Source organism: Acaryochloris marina MBIC11017 (assembly GCF_000018105.1).
GTDB lineage: Bacteria > Cyanobacteriota > Cyanobacteriia > Thermosynechococcales > Thermosynechococcaceae > Acaryochloris > Acaryochloris marina.
This window is the reverse complement of sequence record NC_009925.1, coordinates 4,583,551-4,603,286: the sequence shown is the minus strand read 5'-3', so window position 1 is coordinate 4,603,286 and position 19,736 is coordinate 4,583,551. Positions and strand designations below refer to the sequence as shown.

Genomic DNA, 19,736 nt, shown 5'->3' with positions numbered 1-19,736 from the left:
TGTTGGTTTGAGAGCGCCATCGAACCAGAATTCAAATCAAAGTCAAGAAGGTTATTCCTATCTTTCGCTCTCAGCCTCTCGTTCTAAGATTAACGTCACAGGACCATCATTTTCGATATAAACGTTCATCATGGCACCAAACTGTCCCGTTTCCACCTGTAAGCCGCTGGCTCTCAGTTTGGTCACGAATTGCTCATAAATCTGTTCTGCCATAGCACCAGGTGCCGCTTTATCAAAGGAAGGTCGCCGTCCTTTTCGACAATCTCCATACAAGGTAAATTGGCTGATCACTAATAATCCCCCCTCTATATCCTGGACGGACTGGGACAGCTTTCCAGACTGATCCGGAAAGATTCTCAGTTCCAAGCATTTACGAGCCATCCAAGCCACTTCTTGGTCTGTATCCGAGGGGGTAATTCCTACTAATAAATTGAGGCCTTTTTCAATTCTGCCAATAATTTGACCTGCAACTTCGACTCGTGATTCATTAACTCTTTGCAAAATAATACGCATCAGATTTAAGGAGATATATGTAGTTAATTTGCAGTAATTCAAGCAGGAGAGCTAGTTACAGCTAGGTTGTGGAAGGCACAGCCCTCAGACCTTCCCGTGATACACTAATCTGGATTGCACCCCAACTCAAGGATGATTCAATAAACGCAAAATATTAACGAATATTAACGAATATTGCCTAATCAATCATATTGAATTATTAGCATTTTTATAACTTTGAAAAATCTGGAGAATAATCCTTGAAACAAACTTTTCAAAGCTCCCTCAGGCAAACTATTCAAAGCATGGGGACGTTTCAGAGCTGGCTGCTATTTGGCGCAGCGATGTTTTTGGTGTCCTTACCTGTGCTGATTCAGGCACCTTTGGTGAGGACTTGGCCATGGCTAAGTCTGGTGGCTACAGGAGGGTGGCTTTTGGGAAGTTACGGGCTAATGCGCCAAGACAAAACGCATATCTGGGGTGATTTGCTGTTTGGCTTTGCTTTAGCCTGGTTCTCTGGCTCTATTTATTGGGGATGGTTTCGAGCAGAACCATTATGGCACGTTCCCATGGAAGCCATTGGCTTACCTGTCGCCATTTGGGCATTACTCAATTCCCGCTTTAAAATTGGCTCTTTGTTCTTTCTTGGATCTTTGATTGGCTCCACCGTTACGGATGTGTATTTCTTCCTGGTGGATTTAATGCCCACTTGGCGAGTCTTGATTCAAACGGATCAAACGGAAGCAATGGCATTATTGCCCCAAGCTTTAGAGCATACCCAAACCCCTTGGGGAAGGTTTTGGGCGATGGTTTTGGTGGTTGGACTCTGTGTGATTAGTATTCGCCCCTTGCTGCCCCCAGATACCTGGACAGGGCAAAAAGATCAGCTTTGCTGGTGGGCTTTTTCCGGATCTGTATTGGGTACGCTGTTAGTGGATAGCTTGTTCTTATTGGTGGCAACCCAGTTTTAGTGCAGTCTTCTGGCTCTAATCCACAACTCGATAAAAATACCTTGAGACGTCAATTGTTGACGCAGCGTCAATCGATGCCTGTGGAGCAATGGCGTCTTTTTAGCCAGACCCTCTGCCAACAGCTACTTGATTCGTCCCTCTGGCAACAGGCACAGACGGTTTTGGCGTATATGACGTTTCGACAAGAACCGGATTTGAGCTGGTTGTTTTTACAAGGACAAGATCGAGGCTGGGGGCTCTCTCGCTGCGTGGGGCAACATTTGATGTGGCATCGCTGCAACCCCCTAGACCCCCAAATACTGAAAAAGGGTAAGTATGGAATTTTGGAGCCTTACCCAGATTGTCCTGAGTTATCGGCTGATGAGGTGGATTTGATTTTGGTCCCGGCAGTGGCGTGCGATCGCAAGGGGTATCGCCTCGGCTATGGAGGAGGATATTACGATCGCTTACTCTCTTCTCCCGGCTGGGCCAGTATCCCAACGGTTGGTATTGTCTTCGAACGGGATCTTTTAGAACAGCTGCCAACAGAGTCTTGGGACCAACCTTTGAAAGCGATTTGTACGGAAAAAGGACTCTTTTCTGCTAAAGCTGTTCTTTAAACTTGCTGGCCAGTTGCTTTAAAAAATCGGTGAGCTGGCCTCACCACTCATACTCCTCATGCTTTCAAATCACCTCATGGGTAAACTGAAACGTTGCCCACTGCTCGACATCCCAAACCCAGTTACTATCAGATGCAATCCCCATTTTCTCTGCTGTTGGCACGCTGCTGTTATGCAAATCTTGTAGTACTTGCTGGGTCACCTCTAGTGGATTGACCAAGCGGGCTACGACAGGAGATGTATTACTAGAAGACGGGCGGATTTTGCTGGAGATGGCCTCTAATCCTTTCTCAAACGGAGTGCGGCTCAGAATGATGTAGGTTGTTGCGATCCCTTCTGGTCCACGAACGACATATTCATTCGTTGGGAATGGCACTGTGAGCGAGTCTTTAGGGGCAATAGCGTCTTGGTTGGTTGACGTATCTAGCAGCGCTTCCGGCGCATAAATTGAGAAGAATTGGGTGCGAGTATCAACGCCCAATACTAACCAATAGAGAGGAGCATCACTGTAGTTATACACCCGATATTGGATATGTTGACCTTTGGCAATCTGAACAACTTGCCCTTGCTTCTCAAAGGAAGATAAGGATGAGTTTTCTTTTCGAAGCCAAGGCGCTCTGGTCGTAGACTGTTGGGCTAGGATCTGGGGCTTTTCATCATCGGTAGATTCCAAAGTCACCATGGCCCCCACTCTCGACGAAAAATCGTTAACCGTCAGATCGAGGGTTTTGCGGGCCAGCAGTAATTTCAACGTATCGTGTAGTTGATTAACCGCCGTTTTAATGGCCTCCCCCGATTCTCCTCGGGTATCTGCTAATTCCTCACCACCTTGGGAAAAGAGTCCATATTGGGTTTGGGGGGGTGGAGCCGGAGGGTCTTCTTCTTCTTCCGATAGGTCCGTCGGTACGGAATTAACAATCACTTGAGAGGAAGAAGAGGCTTGGGTAAACAAAAAGTCCGCGTTTTGAGTACCAGCAATAACGGGATTGATATTGGGCATGTCGGAAAATGCACTAGTGGCATCTACCCGTTCAATCCGATTCAGTTGTGACCCTAGGGCAACATTTAAATTGATGGAGCGGGAGATAACTCGAAAGGCCTCTCGAATTTTCTGGCCTGAGTTAATTTGGCCTTCTTGCTCACACCGTCCAGTCCCGACACAGCCTCGGCTAGACTCCAATTGAATCAAGGGTTCTTGTGGAACTGGGTTAGGATCGGATTCGCTTCCAGCAGATGAAGCAGCGACAGCTGGGCTACTAGATAGGCTGCCTTCCTTCGATGTGACTTTAAAGCAAGTCGTGGTTGCGTAATACTCCACAATTTGGGGTAAAACGCCCCCAAGCCAAACCGTAACTTCTTCCCCGTTGTCTTCAACATCAGTAACCACACCATCGGCATTGGCCCCGAGAGCTAACCCTGCCAAAACACTGGAGCCTGACTGCCCACTTAAGCTAGGCTGTTGGACTCGACCAACCTGACGCTCAACATCAGACACGATCCGATTAAAGCTGGCTGAAAATTTTTGAGTGGGAGAGGATTGCCATAGATGTTCGGTTAAGGCATAGGTGAATAGCCCTGACGAGAAGTCATGCCATTGAGCTTCAACGGCCGTTTGAGCTTGCTGAGAGGCCCAAAGAATGAGCTCAGAGGGGGATTGACGTCGCTGGGATTGGTTGAGTAATTTTTCTTGCTGCTCTCGATCGTCCGGCAAATCTGTTTTTTGCTGAATACTAGGTTGCGATCGCACCCGCAAATTCCCCAACAAGGCCTTGCCGGGATAGGTGAAACCCGCATCCAACACACAGAGACTTTGTTGGGTATTGAGAGACCTAAACCAAAGGGCTAACTGCTCTTGCAACAGAACATTTTCAAGGGCTTGTTGGCTATTGTCAGACGATTGAATATTGCTATCGAAAGGAAGCAACACTTGGGACGGGAGAGGCGTTTTTACCTCTGAGGCTGTGTCGACATAGGGGCTCAATAAGCATCCATACCCACTGAAATGAAAGATGACACAATCTTGAGGCCGAGACTGTTCAATTAAATGGGTGGTAAACGCCGTTTCAATATTTTTATAGGTAGCCTGTTTGTTTTTGAGAATGACAATATCATCGGGGTGAAAACCAAACCGATGGACTAAAAGCTCTCGCTGCAATTCTAAATCGGTCAAACAGCCCTTCAGCTTAGCTTGCTTACCCAAATCTCGATACTGATTAATGCCCACCAGCAAGGCTAGCTTCCGGGAAGTGGGTTGCGCTAATACCTGTTGATATTGATTTGCAAACTTCCATAGAGATAAATCACTTAAACCTAGGCCAGCTAGCACTAAGCTAGTTTTTCGCAATAAAGCGCGTCGGGTCAGTGCCATGATGTGATGTCTATGGAGAGGGCCTACGGATGGGCAAAAGGGTAGAACCCACTACTAGATAATGGGTTCCTGTTTTCACTATATCGCCGATTGCGAAAGCAAGGCTTAAGCTTTCATTGCTGCTGCCAATTCAGAAGCCACTTCAGGGCGAGAAAACTCAGGTGGGGGTAGCTCTCCTCGTCGCAACATTTCTCTCACCTTTGTTCCAGACAAATGGACTCGATCCTCAGGCCCACTGGGACTCGTCTTCGTCGTAGCCATGGATAGGGTCTTCTTACAATAAAAGGCGTGCTCAAATTTCATGGGGGTAATGCCCAGAGCTTGTGCATCTAAAGTATCGAAAATATGTTGGGCATCATAGGTGCCATAGTAATCCCCCACACCCGCATGGTCGCGACCAACAATAAAGTGCGTACAGCCATAGTTCTTACGGACTAGGGCATGGAAGATAGCCTCACGAGGACCGGCATACCGCATAGCCGCAGGATTGATGGCCAGAATCACCCGATCCTCCGGGAAATAATGCTCCATCATAATCTCGTAGCAACGCATCCGCACATCTGCCGGAATATCATCACTCTTAGTTGCGCCCACCAGGGGATGCAAGAATAATCCATCTACGGTTTCTAACGCACATTTTTGAATGTACTCATGGGCACGGTGAATGGGATTTCGGGTTTGAAAGCCAACAATGGTGTTCCAACCCCGTTCACGGAAGAGTTGGCGAGAAGCAGCCGGATCAATTTGATAGGAGGGAAATTGAGGATGTGCTTGTCGTTCTAGGAGCCAGACTGGCCCCGCAAGGTTCACTGCCCCCTGCTCAAACACCACCTTAACGCCGGGATGCTTCATCTCGTCTGTTTTGTAGACTTGAACCGCCTCCTGAGTTTTGTCGTAGGTATATTTCTCAGTCAGTTCGAGCACACCCACAAAAGCACCTGTTGGGTCATCTAAACGAACCAAGTCACCCACATTGAGGGAATCAGCGACGCCTTCATCGACGGATAAAGTCACTGGAATTGACCAGGGTAACCCATTATCTAGATGCATGTGATGGACGACCTGTTCATAGTCCGCCTGCCCCATAAAGCCTGAAAGGGGACTGAAGCCACCAATAGCAATCATTTCCAAATCTGAGGTGGCTCGCTTATCTAGCTGTACACGGGGTAAGCTATCGCCCTTGGCCAGCAAGTCTTGTTTTTGGGTTTCAGAAGCAACCCTGTTGATGAGTGAACCACCGTGTGGCGCAATGGCGTCTTGGTGTTGAGTCAAAATAAACCTCCCTAAACTGCGTATCACTCCAAATCATAAACTAAAGATTAAGTTTTGTTAGTAATTACGGGTTAACTTTTGGTGTGTAGGATGTAGAGACAGTATCCTAGCGGATTCCCTATGCCTAACGATTTTGCATCTTCAATCAAATTTGGAACCGACGGTTGGCGAGGCATTATTGCCAAAGACTTTACTTTCGAGCGATTGGTCTATGTCGCCCCCATCGCTGCCCAAATCCTAGAAAAGACCTACGGCAGCCCTGACAAAAAGCATTTAGTGATCGTGGGATACGATCGCAGATTCCTGTCTGAAGAATTTGCCCAAGCGACTGCCGAAACGGTTCAACAAGCCGGATTTGATGTGCTATTGTCCGATACCTTTGCGCCCACCCCTGCATTTAGTTGGGCGGCCTATCACCGTCAGGCCCTGGGAGCCCTAGTGATTACGGCCAGTCATAACCCTGGGATCTATTCTGGTCTCAAAGTCAAAGGAGCTTTTGGCGGCTCAGTTCCGCCTGCCGTCACCCAAGCGATTCAAGATCGGCTGGTAACAGCCCCCGTGAAAGCTGCCACCGCCGGGACCCTAGACACCTTCGACCCCTGGCCCGATTATTGCCAGGTTCTGCAATCGAAGGTGGATATGGAGGTGATTAACCAAGCGATCCATCAAAAACGGCTCACGGTTTTTGTCGATACTATGCATGGCGCCACCGCGACGGGGCTCCAACGGCTACTATCCGCTGAAATTACAGAACTGAATTGCGATCGCGATCCGTTATTTGAAGGCGGTGCCCCAGAACCGCTTCCCAAATATCTAGGGAAATCGATTCAAGCCATTCAAAGCCATCGCCAACAGGCCCCCCAAGAAGAAGCGATTGTCGGTTTTGTCTTTGATGGGGATGGGGATCGCATCGCGGCGATGGATGGTCAGGGCAATTTTCTTAGCTCTCAAATTTTGATTCCGATTTTGATTGAGCACCTCGCCGCTCGCCGAAAGTTCCAGGGAGAAGTCATCAAAACCATTAGTGGCTCAGAATTGATCCCGCAAGTGGCTGACTTGTATCAACTGCCCCTCCACGAAACTCCCATTGGCTATAAGTACATTGCCGACTATATGTTGGCTGCAGAGTCGGTTCTCATTGGCGGCGAAGAATCGGGTGGAATAGGCTATGGCAACCATATTCCTGAACGGGATGGCTTACTCTCGGCCCTATACTTGCTGGAAGCTGCAGCCCAAACGGGGCAGGATCTCTCTCACTTGTATCAGCAGCTACAAACGCAAACGGGGTTTACCAGTTTTTATGATCGGATAGATCTACCTTTATCTTCGGAAGCTGATAAACAAAAGCTGATCGATCAATTGCAAACAGCCCCTTTCAGCCAGGTCTTAGACCAAAAGGTTGTGGATGTTTTATCCATCGATGGTTTTAAGTTTAGCTTGGCGGATCAGAGCTGGCTATTGGTTCGATTTAGTGGGACAGAGCCTGTTCTGCGTCTCTATTGTGAATCCCATCATCCCGATCGAGTGTCCAAAATCCTAGCTTGGGCCAAAGATTGGGCACTTCGTTAAAACACTATCAAAGGTCTCATCATGTTTTCCCCCACTCATCCGTTCTCTAAAGTCCCCCCCATTCTCTTCAAGCCTGAGCAATTGGAGCTTTTAGTCAGCCTGGCCATTTTGCCGATTCTCGTTGCCTTGCTGGGGCAACAACAGCTATTTCGGTGTTTGACGACCCTTGGAACTTGGAGCGAAAGCCTATTGCAAGGGGTTGCCTTACCTTTTTTAGACTTGCCAGAATAGAGTGAGTTTTTCTCCCGTTAGGGTGTTAACTACTTGGCCACTATCCTCAAAATAGCCTTGAGAGAGCCCAGAAAAGCCATATGCAGATGAATCAGCCCGATAGTCTGACATTGGCTGATGAATGCGGCTTAAGCCCAATCTATCCAGCATGATGTATCCCCAACAAGTAAGGCTGATAGAGGGAACCTAACCCTACTAAGGGCATTAGCTTTTAGAGAAAGATAGTAAATCGAGGTTTACCCCCTAGAATTGTGATGGAGTTATTTTGATGTCACGTTACCCCGTTCTCAACAGAGGTTGATGCTTTTAATGGCGAAGTTCCCAAAAGCTTGAGGATTGTCTTCAAGTTTTTCTATCCCATCGATCTTATTTATTTGAGTTAATACTCTATGCGTTCTACCCTCAACCGTAACCATCCCCAATTAGTGCAGCCCAACCGGTTAGAGTCATTGCTTCTACATCGTATTAAAGTTATTGAAGACCTACTGGAGGGTGTCCTCAGAGATGAATGCGGGCAGGAGTTAGTCGATTTACTGCGGCAATTGCGATCGATGTGTTCCCCGGAAGGACAAGCCCCAACGGTTCCGGAAACGGAAGTTCTTAAGGTAGTAGAAAAGCTAGAGCTAGATGAAGCCATTCGGGCCGCCAGAGCCTTTGCCCTCTACTTTCAGCTCATCAATATTGTGGAACAACATTATGAGCAAGAGGAAAGTATTGTGCGCACCCGAGGGGCAATCACATCCTCCCCAGTGGCGCTGCCCAATGTTGGTGGATCCGCGGAGAGGGCTGAAAATCATGCGAACGGTCAGACCGAGCTACCTGAGCACAGCATCTTTGATGCCATTCTGCGGGAACCGAATGCAGGGACCTTTACCTGGTTATTCCCTAAGCTGAAACAGTTAAATGTTCCGCCCCGCCATATTCAAAATATTATTCAAAACTTAGATATTCAGCTAGTATTTACGGCTCATCCGACAGAAATTGTACGGCAGACAATTCGGGCCAAGCAGCGTCGGATTGCCAAAATTCTCGGCAAGTTAGATGAGGCGGAGGCTGGGCTGGCCAATAATACCCGCTCAAATTGGGAGGTCGATGCCTTACAGGCCCAACTGACAGAAGAAGTCCGTTTTTGGTGGCGCACCGATGAACTTCATCAATTTAGACCAACCGTGTTAGACGAAGTAGAGTATAGCCTGCACTATTTCCGCGAAGTCCTGTTTGATGCGATTCCCCAGCTCTATCACCGTTTATCCCTAAACCTGAAGCAAGCCTTTCCTAAGCTGCAACCCCCTCGCTATAACTTTTGTAAGTTTGGGTCTTGGGTTGGGTCCGATCGCGATGGCAATCCAGCGGTGACGCCAGATATTACTTGGCAAACCTCCTGTTACCAACGCAATTTGGTCCTTGAGAAATATATTCAATCTGTCAATAAGCTAATTAACCTACTGACTTTGTCCCAATATTGGTCTGAAGTGCCGCCAGGGTTAGAGAAATCTCTGGGTCAAGATCAACTCCAAATGCCGGAGGTGTATGACAGGCTCTCGATTCGGTTCTTGGGAGAACCCTTTCGATTCAAGTTGTCATATATTTTGAAGCGTCTGGAAAACACCCGCGATCGCAATCAACAGCAAGCGCAACTGATTGATTTCTCCCATCCAATTCATCCCCAAGGGATGAATGAACAGATCTATTACCCTGCTGCTCAGAACTTCTTGGCTGAACTTCGAGTGGTTCAAGAGAACCTGCAAGCAACCGGCATCAATTGTCAGGAGCTAGATACCCTGATTGGTCAAGTGGAGATCTTTGGGTTTAACTTAACTCAGTTGGATATTCGACAAGAAAGCTCCTGCCATTCAGATGCCCTCACTGAAATTGTTAATTACCTGCAGATTCTGCCCAAACCCTATAACGAGTTGTCAGAGTCCGAACGCTTGGAGTGGCTAACCCAAGAACTGCAGACCCGCAGGCCCTTGATTCCCCACGATCTGCCTTTCTCCGACAAAACCCAAGAGCTCATCAATACGTTCCGAATGATTCGCCGGCTGCAAGAAGAGTTTGGGGTCGAAATTTGCCGCACCTACATCATCAGCATGAGTCATGATGCCAGTGATTTGCTGGAGGTGCTGCTGTTAGCGAAGGAGTCCGGCCTATTTGATCCCACAACGGCCAGTGGAACACTGCACGTTATCCCTCTATTTGAAACGGTGGATGATTTACAGCGAGCACCGGGGGTCATGACCCAGCTATTTGATCTAACCTTTTATCGCAATTATTTGGTGGATGCCCAGGCCTCTCAGGAGCCGTCTTCAAACCCTCCTCTCTCCTTACAAGAGATTATGCTGGGATATTCCGATAGCAACAAGGACTCTGGCTTCCTCAGCAGTAATTGGGAGATCTATAAGGCCCAACAACGATTACAGGAAACTGCTGAACCCTATGGGGTGTCTTTGCGGATTTTTCATGGTCGGGGCGGGTCCGTGGGCCGAGGCGGCGGGCCTGCCTATGAAGCGATTTTGGCGCAGCCAGGTTATAGCGTCAATGGTCGGATCAAAATTACAGAGCAGGGTGAGGTGGTTGCCTCAAAATATTCCTTGCCGGAGCTGGCTTTATACAACCTAGAAACGATTTCTACGGCTGTTATTCAGTCCAGTTTATTGCGCTCCACCATGGACAGTATTGAACCCTGGCATGAAATTATGGAGGATTTATCGGCGCGATCGCGCAAACGATACCGAGCGCTGATTCATGAACAAGAAGACTTAGTGGACTTTTTCTACGAAGTCACCCCCATCAATGAAATTAGTCAATTACAACATGCGGCTCGACCTGCTCGACGACGAGCCGATAATCGCCGGACCTTAGAAGGGTTACGCGCCATTCCTTGGGTGTTTAGCTGGACGCAAAGCCGATTTCTGTTGCCTGCATGGTACGGAGTAGGGACCGCACTCCAAGATTTTCTAGATGAGAAGTCTGCTGAACATCTGACGTTGCTGCAATATTTCTATGGCAAATGGCCGTTCTTTAAGATGGTGATTTCTAAGGTAGAAATGACCTTAGCCAAAGTAGATCTGCAAATTGCTCATCACTATCTTCAGGAATTGACGTCTTCTGAAGATGTGGATCGGTTTGAGCGTTTGTTCGAGCAAATTGCCCAGGAATATTATCTCACCCGAGAGATGGTCTCCAAGATTACAGGGAATCAGCAGCTCTTGGATGGCGATCCTAACCTGAAGCGTTCGGTCCATCTGCGGAACGGTACGATTGTCCCCTTAGGATTTCTGCAGGTGTCTCTGCTTAAACGGTTGAGACAGCATCAGCGGCAAGATCGGGTTGCCTTAGGCGCTGGAAATGTTAGCGAGAAAGACCTTTTGCGGGGCGCTTTGCTGACCATTAACGGGATTGCCGCAGGCATGAGAAACACCGGTTAGGCCCAGCTTAACGGAACCACACAAAACGATATAAAAAATGGAGCTAAGCGGATTCGAACCGCTGACCCCCTGCATGCCATGCAGGTGCTCTACCAACTGAGCTATAGCCCCAAATGCGACTATTATCATGCCTTGAAAAGCATTCGAACGTCAAGAACTTTCTTCAAATCCTCGTTACAAAAGAGACACACACCTCATAAAACTTGAGTAAGTCTTCACTCATCTCAGTGTTTGTTTAGGTTTTGCATAAAAATATATATTTAGAGTTGTCAGACTTATTAATTTTGCTAATCATTCACGTTATGATCAAAGTACGAGATTGCAACCGTTAATCCAAATAAGGATGGGAATGCTCGTTCCCATTCATTTTGTATATGGGAGTCTACGTATGAAACTTATGAATTTATTCGCCCAAGGGATCAAATATTTATCAGAGGCAGTAGGGCGCATTTTTGCTCCTAGTGATGATCACTATCCTGCAACTGGAGTGGTCCCCTTCTTTGGCGACCCTTACTATCAATCCGTCTGGATTGATTAAATAGTCCTCCGACGATAGGAAAGGTGTTGTGTACTTCCATCATTCCAACCTTGTCATTTAGCACCTTTCCTTCTCTCCCCATCTCAGTCATGAAATGCCAATACAACATCAGTTATGACAGAAGGGCTCGTATGGTTGGCATTGCTGTTTGTGTTTATCGGATTAGCCAGTTTTGGGTGGATCGAATATCGAAAAGTTGAAGCCTATCGGGTTTGGGCCCAGTCTTTTGAACGGGCTAAATATGATATCTATACGGTGTTGGGACAGAAAGGCCAAACTCTGACTTGGGGCAAGCCAACCTCGAAAGGCCCCATCAATCTTCAACATTGTTCAATCGACACCATTACAAGTGTTTTGGTCCAAATAGACGGCCAAGGCATTGATTTGAAAAATCCCCCTGATAAAGGTAAGACCATCCAATTGGTACTGGAACGTCAAAGTGATGAAAATCCTGTTCTGATTCCATTTACGGATATAACAATGGCAGTAGAATGGGCACAGTATCTAATCACAGTGATTTAAAAAACGCTACAGATTGGGAACATCGATCTTACAATCGTTTTTCTGGAATTAGAACTACTCTGTTACCCCCTTTGAACAAGCCAGTATGCAATGCCCTTTTTGCCAGCATACCGATAGCCGAGTTTTAGAATCGCGCTCAGCAGAAGCGGGACAGAGTGTGCGCCGCCGTCGGGAATGTCTGCAATGTAATCGCCGATTTACAACCTATGAGCGGATTGAGTTTGTACCGATCACCGTGATCAAACGCAATCAGGATAGGGAGCTTTTTGATCGTTCCAAGTTGCTCAAGGGAGTCGCAACCGCTTGTGAGAAAACAGGACTGACTGCATTGCAGTTAGAGTCTTTGGTGGATGATGTTGAAGCGGAACTTCAGCAGCAAGCTGTGAGAGAGGTGACGAGTACAGAGCTCGGTGAATCTGTTTTGACAAAGCTACAATCCCTCAGTGAAGTAGCTTATGTCAGGTTTGCATCTGTCTATCGACAGTTCCGGGGAATTCGAGATTTTGTAGAGGCCCTTGATCAGCTTAAAGAGTCTGGGGACGGTCCTTTGCCAAGTGTGCTGGACGAACCCTACGAAGATACGGCACAGCCTACCATTATGATTTCTCCCCAGTGAATATCAGTCATTTAATATCAGTTATTAACTTGAACTGTTAGCATCTTCATCGTCAGACCACCAACAAAAAAATATATAGTTAAGGTTTCGGATATTGCGCTACGATGGTAGATCTAGTGCCAAATCTAGATAGATGTAAAAGATGACTCTTTGCATCGACCAGCGCTCCTATTATTTGAGTCCTTACGGACAAAGGAGGCGTCATTATTCACTTTTAGTAAGAAAAAACCTAGGAACATTAGAGAATGGTCAATCGGGAAACCACACTGCCAGACATTGGCTTTACTCACGAAGATTTCGCCGCGTTACTTGACAAGTATGATTATCACTTCAATCCAGGTGACGTCGTGGCGGGTACAGTCTTCAGTCTGGAACCCAGAGGGGCTTTGATTGACATTGGCGCTAAGACAGCTGCCTACATTCCCATCCAGGAAATGTCCATCAATCGGATTGAGAACCCTGATGAGGTGTTGCAATCCAACGAAACCCGTGAGTTCTTCATTCTGGCAGACGAGAATGAAGATGGGCAGCTCACCTTATCCATTCGCCGTATCGAGTATATGCGCGCTTGGGAACGGGTTCGCCAATTGCAAACAGAAGATGCAACGGTCCGTTCTTCTGTATTTGCGACCAACCGGGGGGGTGCCCTAGTCAGAATTGAAGGGTTGCGCGGATTTATTCCCGGCTCTCACATCAGTACCCGAGCAACAAAAGAAGATTTAATCGGCGAAGAATTACCGCTCAAGTTCTTAGAAGTCGATGAAGAACGCAACCGCCTGGTTCTCAGTCATCGGAGAGCCTTGGTTGAGCGGAAGATGAACCGCTTAGAAGTGGGCGAAGTGGTGATTGGAACTGTTCGTGGTATCAAGCCCTACGGTGCCTTTATCGATATCGGTGGCGTCAGCGGCCTGCTTCACATTTCCGAAATCTCTCACGACCACATCGACACACCTCATAGCGTTTTCAACGTTAATGATGATCTGAAGGTCATGATCATCGACTTGGATGCTGAACGAGGTCGTATATCCCTCTCTACTAAGCAGTTAGAGCCCGAACCTGGTGATATGGTCAAGAATCCTCAGCTGGTATATGACAAAGCTGAAGAAATGGCAGAACGGTATCGTCAGCAGATGATGGCTCAACAAGAAGGTGGGCAAGGCGATTCAGATGCTTCTGCTGAGGAAGCAGCTTCGGAACCCGAAGAAGTCACCTCTCCTGCATAAGGACTGTTCTTCACTCGATGCATATGTTTGGATGATGAATCACAATGGCTGACTCTCATCCGCTACCCCAGCTTGCCATTCCCATGGGCGATTCTGCAGGGATTGGTCCTGAGGTCATTCTCAAAGCTTTAAGTTTTCCGCTTCTCAAAGACGTAGCTCATGTTTGCGTCATTGGGGAGCGGTCTTTATTTGAGGCCGTTTATGAACATCTCCAAAAGCAGACAGGTTTGGATGTAGATCAGACCCTAGCAAATCCAAAGAATCTTGATTTTTTGGAGGTAGGATTGAAACTATCTCCTATTCCATGGGGAAAGCCTTCAGCAGCGACGGGGGCAGCCAGTTTTCAGTGTTTGTCTACTGCGATTACAGGTGCCCTGGAAGGACGATTTGGTGGCATCGTCACTGGCCCCATTGCTAAGTCAGCTTGGAAGGCTGCCGGTCATCACTATCCTGGGCAAACCGAATATTTGGCGGAGCGATCTCAAACCTCAGAATATGGCATGTTCTTTGTGGGTTCTTCCCCCTATACCGGGTGGCAACTCCGGACCTTATTGGCAACCACCCATATTCCACTGTCGGAGGTCCCTCGTCAGCTTTCTCCTGAGTTGTTGACGATGAAGGTGAGACTGCTGAAGAAGACCCTGCAGCATGAGTTTGGTATAGAGCATCCGAGGGTTGCGATCTCAGGTCTGAATCCTCACAGCGGTGAGCAAGGGCAGTTGGGGCGCGAAGAAATCGACTGGCTAATTCCGTGGATACGGGAGATGCGATCGCAACACCCTGATCTGACCTTATCAGACCCCATTCCCCCGGACACCCTTTGGGTGGGACCAGGGCAAGCTTGGTATGGTCCCCGCGATAAAACAGCACAACCCACCACCTACGACGCCTACTTAGCCCTCTATCACGACCAAGGCTTAATTCCCGTTAAGCTGATGGCTTTTGACCGGGCCGTCAATACCACCATTGGTTTACCCTTTGTCCGCACATCTCCAGACCACGGTACAGCCTTTGATATCGCAGGAAAAGGGATTGCCGATCCCACCAGTATGATTGCTGCGATTCAATTGGCCGCCAACCTAGTTCGCCAACGTTCCGGTTAGCCAAATGTGAATGGAGAACAGCGTTGTCCAATACATGTATTTTTGCAGACCTCAGTTCAACCCAATATTTTGTGCTGCATTTAGCTGTCAGATGATGCAGAACAATCAAAGTTATCCAGCGTAGTGAGTTGGACAAACGTTTCGAGTGCAATGGTTGAGGTTGCACATGCGTGAACAAAATCACAACCGTCAATTGCTATGACCAAATCTTCGTAGCCGTACACACGAGTTTTCGTCCACCACTTGTTTGGGAAATCCAGCATTGGAAATGTGTTAGCGATTAACGCGAGCAGCGGTGATTCTGCAAAACCGTAGATCTAGGCATTGCCATCAGCAAAGGCCAATGTGTAAGCCAACATATATATCGCAAACAGTGATACATGGTTCGTTTGTGGAACCCATATATTGGAATCATCAACAGATTCGACTACAACAGAGGGATCGTTGACGTTAAGTTCGGCTTCTGGAATGCCCCATTTCACGACACCCTGATTCTCTACATAAAAGATCAATGCGTTGTTATGTATGTAGAGTTGGTCAGGCGGAAGAAAGTGATCCTGATGGCACCAGACATCATGCCGTTTCCCGTTCGCAAAGTACCAATCCGACAAGGCATTTGGGATGGGAAAGCCACGAATATTCTGTGCCCTCTTTAATTCGTCGAGTGATTACCCCGGTAAATCTTTTTGCTGATGCGGATACCAGCGTTGTATCAGTGTATCGAGCAATGTCCACCGGGCATAATAGTCAGACGGAAGGGATTGCAGAGGTGATGTTTCATGCATATTTTTTGCAGGATGCAGCAAACTGAGATGAGCCTATAGCAATACTCCCCGTTTCTGTTGTTCCCGCTCCATGGCTTGAAAAAGGGCCAAAAAGTTTCGTTGTCCGAACCCTTGGGCCTGCCGTTGGCGCTCAATAATTTCAAAGAAAAAAGTGGGTTGTGGAAAGATAGGCTTTGTGAAGGTTTGCAATAGAATTCCGGCTCCAGCATCTTCCTCAAAATCAGCCAGAATATGTTGTGTTTCCAGGGCATGCCAATCGAGGTGGGAATAGACTTGCTCAAACTGGTGTCGTAAGCGTTGATAGTAGCTGGGTGGAATATCTAGGATGGATAGCCCTCGATGCTTAAGCTGAGTAACCGTTTCAACAATATTAGAAGTTCCCAATGCGATATGTTGAATACCTGCCCCCCGATTGACCTCTAGAAATTCTTGGATTTGGGAATTCGCTGAGGTGGGTTCATTGATCGGAAACTTGATTTGGCCTTGGGGATGGGTCAACACTTCACTGCGCAGACCTGAACGACGCGTTTGAATATCAAAATATCGGTGAGTTTTAAATCCAAATATGCGCTGATACCAACTCACAGCAGCTTGCAGCTGATGCTTACCCACATTCAAAACCCCATGATCAATCTGGGTAAATAGACTCTGATGGGCATCATGCCCATGAATTGAGATGGGAAAAATGCTGGATGGCAGAGTGGAGGTTTGCCCTCTTCGCTCTACCAAGGTATGTTCTAACGCTCCCCACCCTCGTACTTTTCCCCAAGTTAACGTTCCTTGGTCGTTTTTTTCTTCGGTCAAAGGTTGTAAAAGGGTTGCTCCTGACTGGACAGCGCAGGTAAGCGTAGCCTGAACGTCCGGGACCAAGAAAGCCAAATCAACGACACCAGGAGGGTGTTGTTGTAGATACTGGGCAACTGGGCTGGTTCGGTTTAGAGGGCTGGAAAATATACAGACAATCGCCCCAGAAGAGACAACTTCAATCTGCCGATCAGCCGTAGTATTGCTCCCAAGATATTGAAATCCTAAAACGTTAGTAAACCAACGCTGGCATTGCTTGGAATCATGAACATAAAAATGAATATGATCAAAATCCATAGATCACAAATACCGATCTTGAATTGACGTTGAAAACGTAATTTGGGAGGCTGCTGGCCCCTCTAGACTGAGATGCACAGCAACATGTTGAGAAGTTTACCCCTTAAACCTTAACGAATCCCCAGATATTGGGAGAGGGTCTTTACAATAAAACAATGTTGAGTCTTTAGTATGGCTATCTTTTACTCTTAAACACCACCTTGAAACTCAGTTACCTAAAAATGCCTGATCACTATCGATAAACCGTAGCTTATGCGATATAGCGTTCTAATTCATTAGATAAATGAACGTCATATCCAATGGAACGTAAAAGTGGCACAACAACTTTCAGATTCATGATGATGCCCAGATCAATCAGATGTGTCGGATTAACCCAAACATAGTTCTGGCACTCATTGGGTTTCAAGATAACTGATTGAAGCGGATTCTCAAGTTTGCACAGGAAGTAGTAGTCATCACGAATCTTGGCCACAGTATCAACAATTTTGATGGCAAGTTGTGTCTCTTCCAAGGCTTCTCGAATACATGCTTGTTCTGGCGTTTCGCTCTTTTTAATGCCACCTCCCGGGAAACACCATTGATCAGCTCTGGTCGTTTGCCGACTTCTTTGAATGAGAAGGATGTAGGAAGCGTTCTGTATGATTGCCCAAGATGCCATATTTTCAGTCTAGCTCTCTTACCCTTTGCCCTACGCCAGCTAGATATACAACTCTGATCTCAATCAGAATAAGCTAGTGCAAAACCTATCCGCCTTTTATATGACTCCAGCGATTCCCGTTAAGATGATGAAGCTGAATAGAGGACTGAATTAACGTGCTAGCAGCGGTATTACATGGCCAGACCGATCTCCGCCTAGAAACGGTTCCTGACCCTGCCCCTGAAACCGGTGAAGTGGTGATTCAAGTGGATGTCGCGACGACCTGTGGCACGGACTTGAAAGTGTGGCGACGCGGGGGCCATGCCAAAATGCTGAAGCCACCCACTCTGTTTGGCCATGAAGCAGCTGGTCAGATTGTAGCCATAGGCTCGGGGGTTCAGGGTTGGTCCCTTGGCGATCGCGTCGTTGCCAACAATTCAGCACCCTGCGGACACTGCTTTTTTTGCCAGCGGCAGGAATATTCCCTTTGCACGGATTTAACCTTTAATAACGGCACCTTTGCCCAATATTTGAGAATTCCTGCCGCCATTGTTGAGCAAAACTTGCTCCCTATTCCAGAACATTTATCCATGGCGACCGCCTCTCTGACTGAGCCCTTGGCCTGCGTTTTGCATGGCATTGCCCGCTCAGGTTTTAAGCCTGAACAAAAGGATGGTCCTGCCCAAAGAGTGGTTGTGATTGGGGATGGAGCCATTGGCCTGATGTTTGTGGGCGTTTTAGCCCATCGTGGTGCAGAGGTCATTTTATTCGGTGGGTCCGATCAGCGATTGAAATTGGGACAGGAACTCGGCGCTACCCATATTTTTAATCACCACCATACAGACCTAGCCGCGACCACGTTGGGACTGACAGAGAACTATGGGGCAGATGTTGTGATTGAAGCAACAGGAGTGCCTAGTGTTTGGGAAACCGCTATCGCCTGCGGACGACCAGGGGCAACTATCAATTTATTTGGGGGATGTCCTCGGGATACAAGTATCACCGTCAATACTGATTTATTGCACTACAGCGAACTCACCCTGAAAGGAGTCTTCCACAATACCCCTACATTTGTTCGAGAATCCTTAGCCCTGTTAGCCAGTCAGGAGCTGCCGTTTGAACAACTCCTGAACGATACCCAACCCCTCAATCATCTAGGGCAGGTGTTTGCTGATATGCGAGATCGCAAAACCATCAAAGCGGTCATCCTACCTCATACCTAACGCCCTATACTGCGACCGTCCCTGGAGGATAGATACCGGGTGACAAGGGGCGGTCGATTAACCCGCTAGCCCCTAAGATGACCCCACTAGAGATCTCTGCCTGGGGACCAAGCTTAGCGTTCTCACCCAAAAAGCAAGGTCCAGATATCTTCGCTTGAGGATCAATAATGGCATTATTTGCAACCCAGACTTGAGGTTGACGCTCTTCCATGGCTTCAGGTAAAGGGAACGGCATCTTTCCCTGCAAAATATCTAAGTGAGCCCCGTAGAATTTAGCCGGTGTTCCTAGATCCATCCAATACCCCTCCCAGACAAACCCAGAAATTTTCTGTTGGTTTGATAAAAGATTGGGAAAAACCGTGCGTTCAAAGCTGAGGGGCTGATCGGCTGGATACTGCGCGAAAATCTCGGGATTGAGAACATAGGTTCCTGCGTTAACTGTATCAATGCCTAATGTTGCGGCTTCTTCGGGGGTGGGTTTCTCCCGGAAGGATTGGATGGTACCTGTGGATGAGTGCTCACTGGCCGTAATATCTGTCAATTCGACTAGGCCAAATGCGGTGGGATCTGCAACTCTGGCTAAAGCAATGGTGGCTTGGGCTTGAGTCTGTTCATGGGCTTGCATCAAAGCCTGCAGATTCAGATTTGTGAGAATATCCGCATTAAAGACGACCAAAGGCTCTCCCGTATAAAAAGGCTCTGCTAGCTTCATCGCTCCTGCTGTATCCAGGGCTTCTTTCTCAATGACATAGCGAATCTTGACGCCAAACTTTTGGCCATCTCCGAAATACTCTTGGATTTGAGTAGCCTGGTACCGAATATTCATCAAAATATCGGTTAATCCGACTGCTTTACACCGCTCAACCATCCAACTGAGAAAAGGGCGCTCGAAAAGGGGCAGCATGGGTTTAGGACTACGTAATGTTAGAGGGGATAGCCTTGTTCCTTTTCCACCAGCAATGATTACGGCTTGCATAGTTAACAACCTTAAGTTCTAAGAAGAATTTGGGTAAACTGTCAGTCAATATAACCAATCCCCTTGCCATTCCAATCTAATT

The 19,736-nt window shown here is 47.5% G+C and carries 19 protein-coding genes and 1 tRNA gene; 12 read left to right on the top strand and 8 right to left on the bottom strand.

Going from position 1 to position 19,736, the window contains the following annotated elements:
• Nucleotides 1-57 precede the first annotated feature (57 nt).
• Entirely contained in the window at nt 58-513 is a 456-nt protein-coding gene (gene dtd / locus AM1_RS20695) for a D-aminoacyl-tRNA deacylase (RefSeq protein WP_012164851.1), read from the bottom strand.
• Between the two features lie 239 nt (nt 514-752).
• Here dtd and AM1_RS20690 point away from each other — a divergent pair, with 239 nt between their 5' ends.
• Both AM1_RS20690 and AM1_RS20685 read left to right on the top strand, forming a co-directional pair.
• Entirely contained in the window at nt 753-1,463 is a 711-nt protein-coding gene (locus AM1_RS20690; RefSeq protein WP_012164850.1) for a DUF3120 domain-containing protein, read from the top strand.
• On the top strand, nt 1,463-2,062 hold the full coding sequence (locus tag AM1_RS20685) for a 5-formyltetrahydrofolate cyclo-ligase (protein WP_012164849.1): 600 nt from the start codon (nt 1,463-1,465) through the stop codon (nt 2,060-2,062). Before AM1_RS20690 ends, AM1_RS20685 begins: the two co-directional genes overlap by 1 nt.
• A gap of 64 nt (nt 2,063-2,126) precedes the next feature.
• Here the strand turns inward: AM1_RS20685 and AM1_RS20680 are convergent, their stop codons facing one another.
• The gene (locus tag AM1_RS20680) at nt 2,127-4,430 is read right to left on the bottom strand and encodes a caspase family protein (RefSeq protein WP_012164848.1); all 2,304 of its coding nucleotides are present in this window, start codon (nt 4,428-4,430) and stop codon (nt 2,127-2,129) included.
• Between the two features lie 105 nt (nt 4,431-4,535).
• Nucleotides 4,536-5,702, bottom strand: a complete 1,167-nt coding sequence (sat, locus tag AM1_RS20675; RefSeq protein ID WP_012164847.1) for a sulfate adenylyltransferase — start codon at nt 5,700-5,702, stop codon at nt 4,536-4,538.
• 120 nt (nt 5,703-5,822) lie between these two features.
• Between sat and AM1_RS20670 the strand changes: the two genes are divergently transcribed.
• Entirely contained in the window at nt 5,823-7,271 is a 1,449-nt protein-coding gene (locus AM1_RS20670) for a phosphoglucomutase/phosphomannomutase family protein (protein WP_012164846.1), read from the top strand.
• 21 nt (nt 7,272-7,292) lie between these two features.
• Nucleotides 7,293-7,502, top strand: coding sequence for a hypothetical protein (locus tag AM1_RS20665; protein WP_010472075.1), 210 nt, complete (start codon nt 7,293-7,295; stop codon nt 7,500-7,502).
• Here the strand turns inward: AM1_RS20665 and AM1_RS42255 are convergent.
• On the bottom strand, nt 7,485-7,652 hold the full coding sequence (locus AM1_RS42255) for a hypothetical protein (RefSeq protein ID WP_012164845.1): 168 nt from the start codon (nt 7,650-7,652) through the stop codon (nt 7,485-7,487). The two genes, AM1_RS20665 and AM1_RS42255, sit on opposite strands and share 18 nt — an antisense overlap.
• Before the next feature lie 239 nt (nt 7,653-7,891).
• Between AM1_RS42255 and ppc the strand changes: the two genes are divergently transcribed.
• Nucleotides 7,892-10,930 (top strand): phosphoenolpyruvate carboxylase, encoded by a 3,039-nt coding sequence (gene ppc, locus AM1_RS20660; RefSeq protein WP_012164844.1) that lies wholly within the window; start codon nt 7,892-7,894, stop codon nt 10,928-10,930.
• A gap of 38 nt (nt 10,931-10,968) precedes the next feature.
• Here ppc and AM1_RS20655 read toward each other — a convergent pair.
• Nucleotides 10,969-11,041: transfer RNA gene (locus AM1_RS20655), tRNA-Ala, on the bottom strand.
• Between the two features lie 277 nt (nt 11,042-11,318).
• On the opposite strand from AM1_RS20655, the gene AM1_RS42250 reads away from it, so the two are divergent.
• From AM1_RS42250 to AM1_RS42245, 6 genes are all read left to right on the top strand, one after another.
• Nucleotides 11,319-11,468, top strand: a complete 150-nt coding sequence (locus tag AM1_RS42250) for a hypothetical protein (RefSeq protein ID WP_012164843.1) — start codon at nt 11,319-11,321, stop codon at nt 11,466-11,468.
• Nucleotides 11,469-11,582: 114 nt separating this feature from the next.
• Complete coding sequence (locus AM1_RS20650) at nt 11,583-11,990, top strand: hypothetical protein (protein ID WP_012164842.1); 408 nt, start codon at nt 11,583-11,585, stop codon at nt 11,988-11,990.
• Nucleotides 11,991-12,075: 85 nt separating this feature from the next.
• Nucleotides 12,076-12,606 (top strand): transcriptional regulator NrdR, encoded by a 531-nt coding sequence (gene nrdR / locus AM1_RS20645; protein ID WP_012164841.1) that lies wholly within the window; start codon nt 12,076-12,078, stop codon nt 12,604-12,606.
• Between the two features lie 245 nt (nt 12,607-12,851).
• On the top strand, nt 12,852-13,829 hold the full coding sequence (locus AM1_RS20640) for a 30S ribosomal protein S1 (RefSeq protein WP_012164840.1): 978 nt from the start codon (nt 12,852-12,854) through the stop codon (nt 13,827-13,829).
• A 44-nt stretch (nt 13,830-13,873) separates the two neighbouring features.
• Entirely contained in the window at nt 13,874-14,932 is a 1,059-nt protein-coding gene (gene pdxA, locus AM1_RS20635) for a 4-hydroxythreonine-4-phosphate dehydrogenase PdxA (protein ID WP_012164839.1), read from the top strand.
• Nucleotides 14,933-15,575: 643 nt separating this feature from the next.
• Nucleotides 15,576-15,743 carry a hypothetical protein gene (locus AM1_RS42245; protein ID WP_012164836.1) on the top strand — a complete coding sequence of 56 codons (168 nt, stop codon included), beginning with the start codon at nt 15,576-15,578 and terminating at the stop codon, nt 15,741-15,743.
• A 7-nt stretch (nt 15,744-15,750) separates the two neighbouring features.
• On the opposite strand, the gene hppD is transcribed toward AM1_RS42245, so the two are convergent.
• Both hppD and AM1_RS37685 read right to left on the bottom strand, forming a co-directional pair.
• On the bottom strand, nt 15,751-16,818 hold the full coding sequence (hppD, locus tag AM1_RS20625; protein ID WP_012164835.1) for a 4-hydroxyphenylpyruvate dioxygenase: 1,068 nt from the start codon (nt 16,816-16,818) through the stop codon (nt 15,751-15,753).
• Nucleotides 16,819-17,068: 250 nt separating this feature from the next.
• Nucleotides 17,069-17,476 (bottom strand): NUDIX hydrolase, encoded by a 408-nt coding sequence (locus tag AM1_RS37685; RefSeq protein ID WP_012164834.1) that lies wholly within the window; start codon nt 17,474-17,476, stop codon nt 17,069-17,071.
• A gap of 155 nt (nt 17,477-17,631) precedes the next feature.
• Here AM1_RS37685 and AM1_RS20615 point away from each other — a divergent pair, with 155 nt between their 5' ends.
• Nucleotides 17,632-18,678: a zinc-dependent alcohol dehydrogenase gene (locus AM1_RS20615; RefSeq protein ID WP_012164833.1), complete on the top strand. Its 1,047-nt coding sequence runs from the start codon at nt 17,632-17,634 to the stop codon at nt 18,676-18,678.
• Between the two features lie 4 nt (nt 18,679-18,682).
• On the opposite strand, the gene AM1_RS20610 is transcribed toward AM1_RS20615, so the two are convergent.
• Nucleotides 18,683-19,654, bottom strand: coding sequence for a sugar phosphate nucleotidyltransferase (locus AM1_RS20610; RefSeq protein WP_012164832.1), 972 nt, complete (start codon nt 19,652-19,654; stop codon nt 18,683-18,685).
• Nucleotides 19,655-19,736: the final 82 nt, after the last annotated feature.

What these genes read in the sequence shown, in the direction of transcription:
- AM1_RS20640 (WP_012164840.1), top strand. Translation starts at nt 12,852, where the DNA reads ATGGTCAATCGGGAAACCACACTGCCAGACATTGGCTTTACTCACGAA.
- AM1_RS37685 (WP_012164834.1), bottom strand. Translation starts at nt 17,476, where the DNA reads ATGGCATCTTGGGCAATCATACAGAACGCTTCCTACATCCTTCTCATT.
- ppc (WP_012164844.1), top strand. Translation starts at nt 7,892, where the DNA reads ATGCGTTCTACCCTCAACCGTAACCATCCCCAATTAGTGCAGCCCAAC.
- AM1_RS20650 (WP_012164842.1), top strand. Translation starts at nt 11,583, where the DNA reads ATGACAGAAGGGCTCGTATGGTTGGCATTGCTGTTTGTGTTTATCGGA.
- AM1_RS20665 (WP_010472075.1), top strand. Translation starts at nt 7,293, where the DNA reads ATGTTTTCCCCCACTCATCCGTTCTCTAAAGTCCCCCCCATTCTCTTC.
- AM1_RS42250 (WP_012164843.1), top strand. Translation starts at nt 11,319, where the DNA reads ATGAAACTTATGAATTTATTCGCCCAAGGGATCAAATATTTATCAGAG.
- pdxA (WP_012164839.1), top strand. Translation starts at nt 13,874, where the DNA reads ATGGCTGACTCTCATCCGCTACCCCAGCTTGCCATTCCCATGGGCGAT.
- AM1_RS20670 (WP_012164846.1), top strand. Translation starts at nt 5,823, where the DNA reads ATGCCTAACGATTTTGCATCTTCAATCAAATTTGGAACCGACGGTTGG.
- nrdR (WP_012164841.1), top strand. Translation starts at nt 12,076, where the DNA reads ATGCAATGCCCTTTTTGCCAGCATACCGATAGCCGAGTTTTAGAATCG.
- AM1_RS20610 (WP_012164832.1), bottom strand. Translation starts at nt 19,654, where the DNA reads ATGCAAGCCGTAATCATTGCTGGTGGAAAAGGAACAAGGCTATCCCCT.
- dtd (WP_012164851.1), bottom strand. Translation starts at nt 513, where the DNA reads ATGCGTATTATTTTGCAAAGAGTTAATGAATCACGAGTCGAAGTTGCA.
- AM1_RS42255 (WP_012164845.1), bottom strand. Translation starts at nt 7,652, where the DNA reads ATGCTGGATAGATTGGGCTTAAGCCGCATTCATCAGCCAATGTCAGAC.
- hppD (WP_012164835.1), bottom strand. Translation starts at nt 16,818, where the DNA reads ATGGATTTTGATCATATTCATTTTTATGTTCATGATTCCAAGCAATGC.
- AM1_RS20680 (WP_012164848.1), bottom strand. Translation starts at nt 4,430, where the DNA reads ATGGCACTGACCCGACGCGCTTTATTGCGAAAAACTAGCTTAGTGCTA.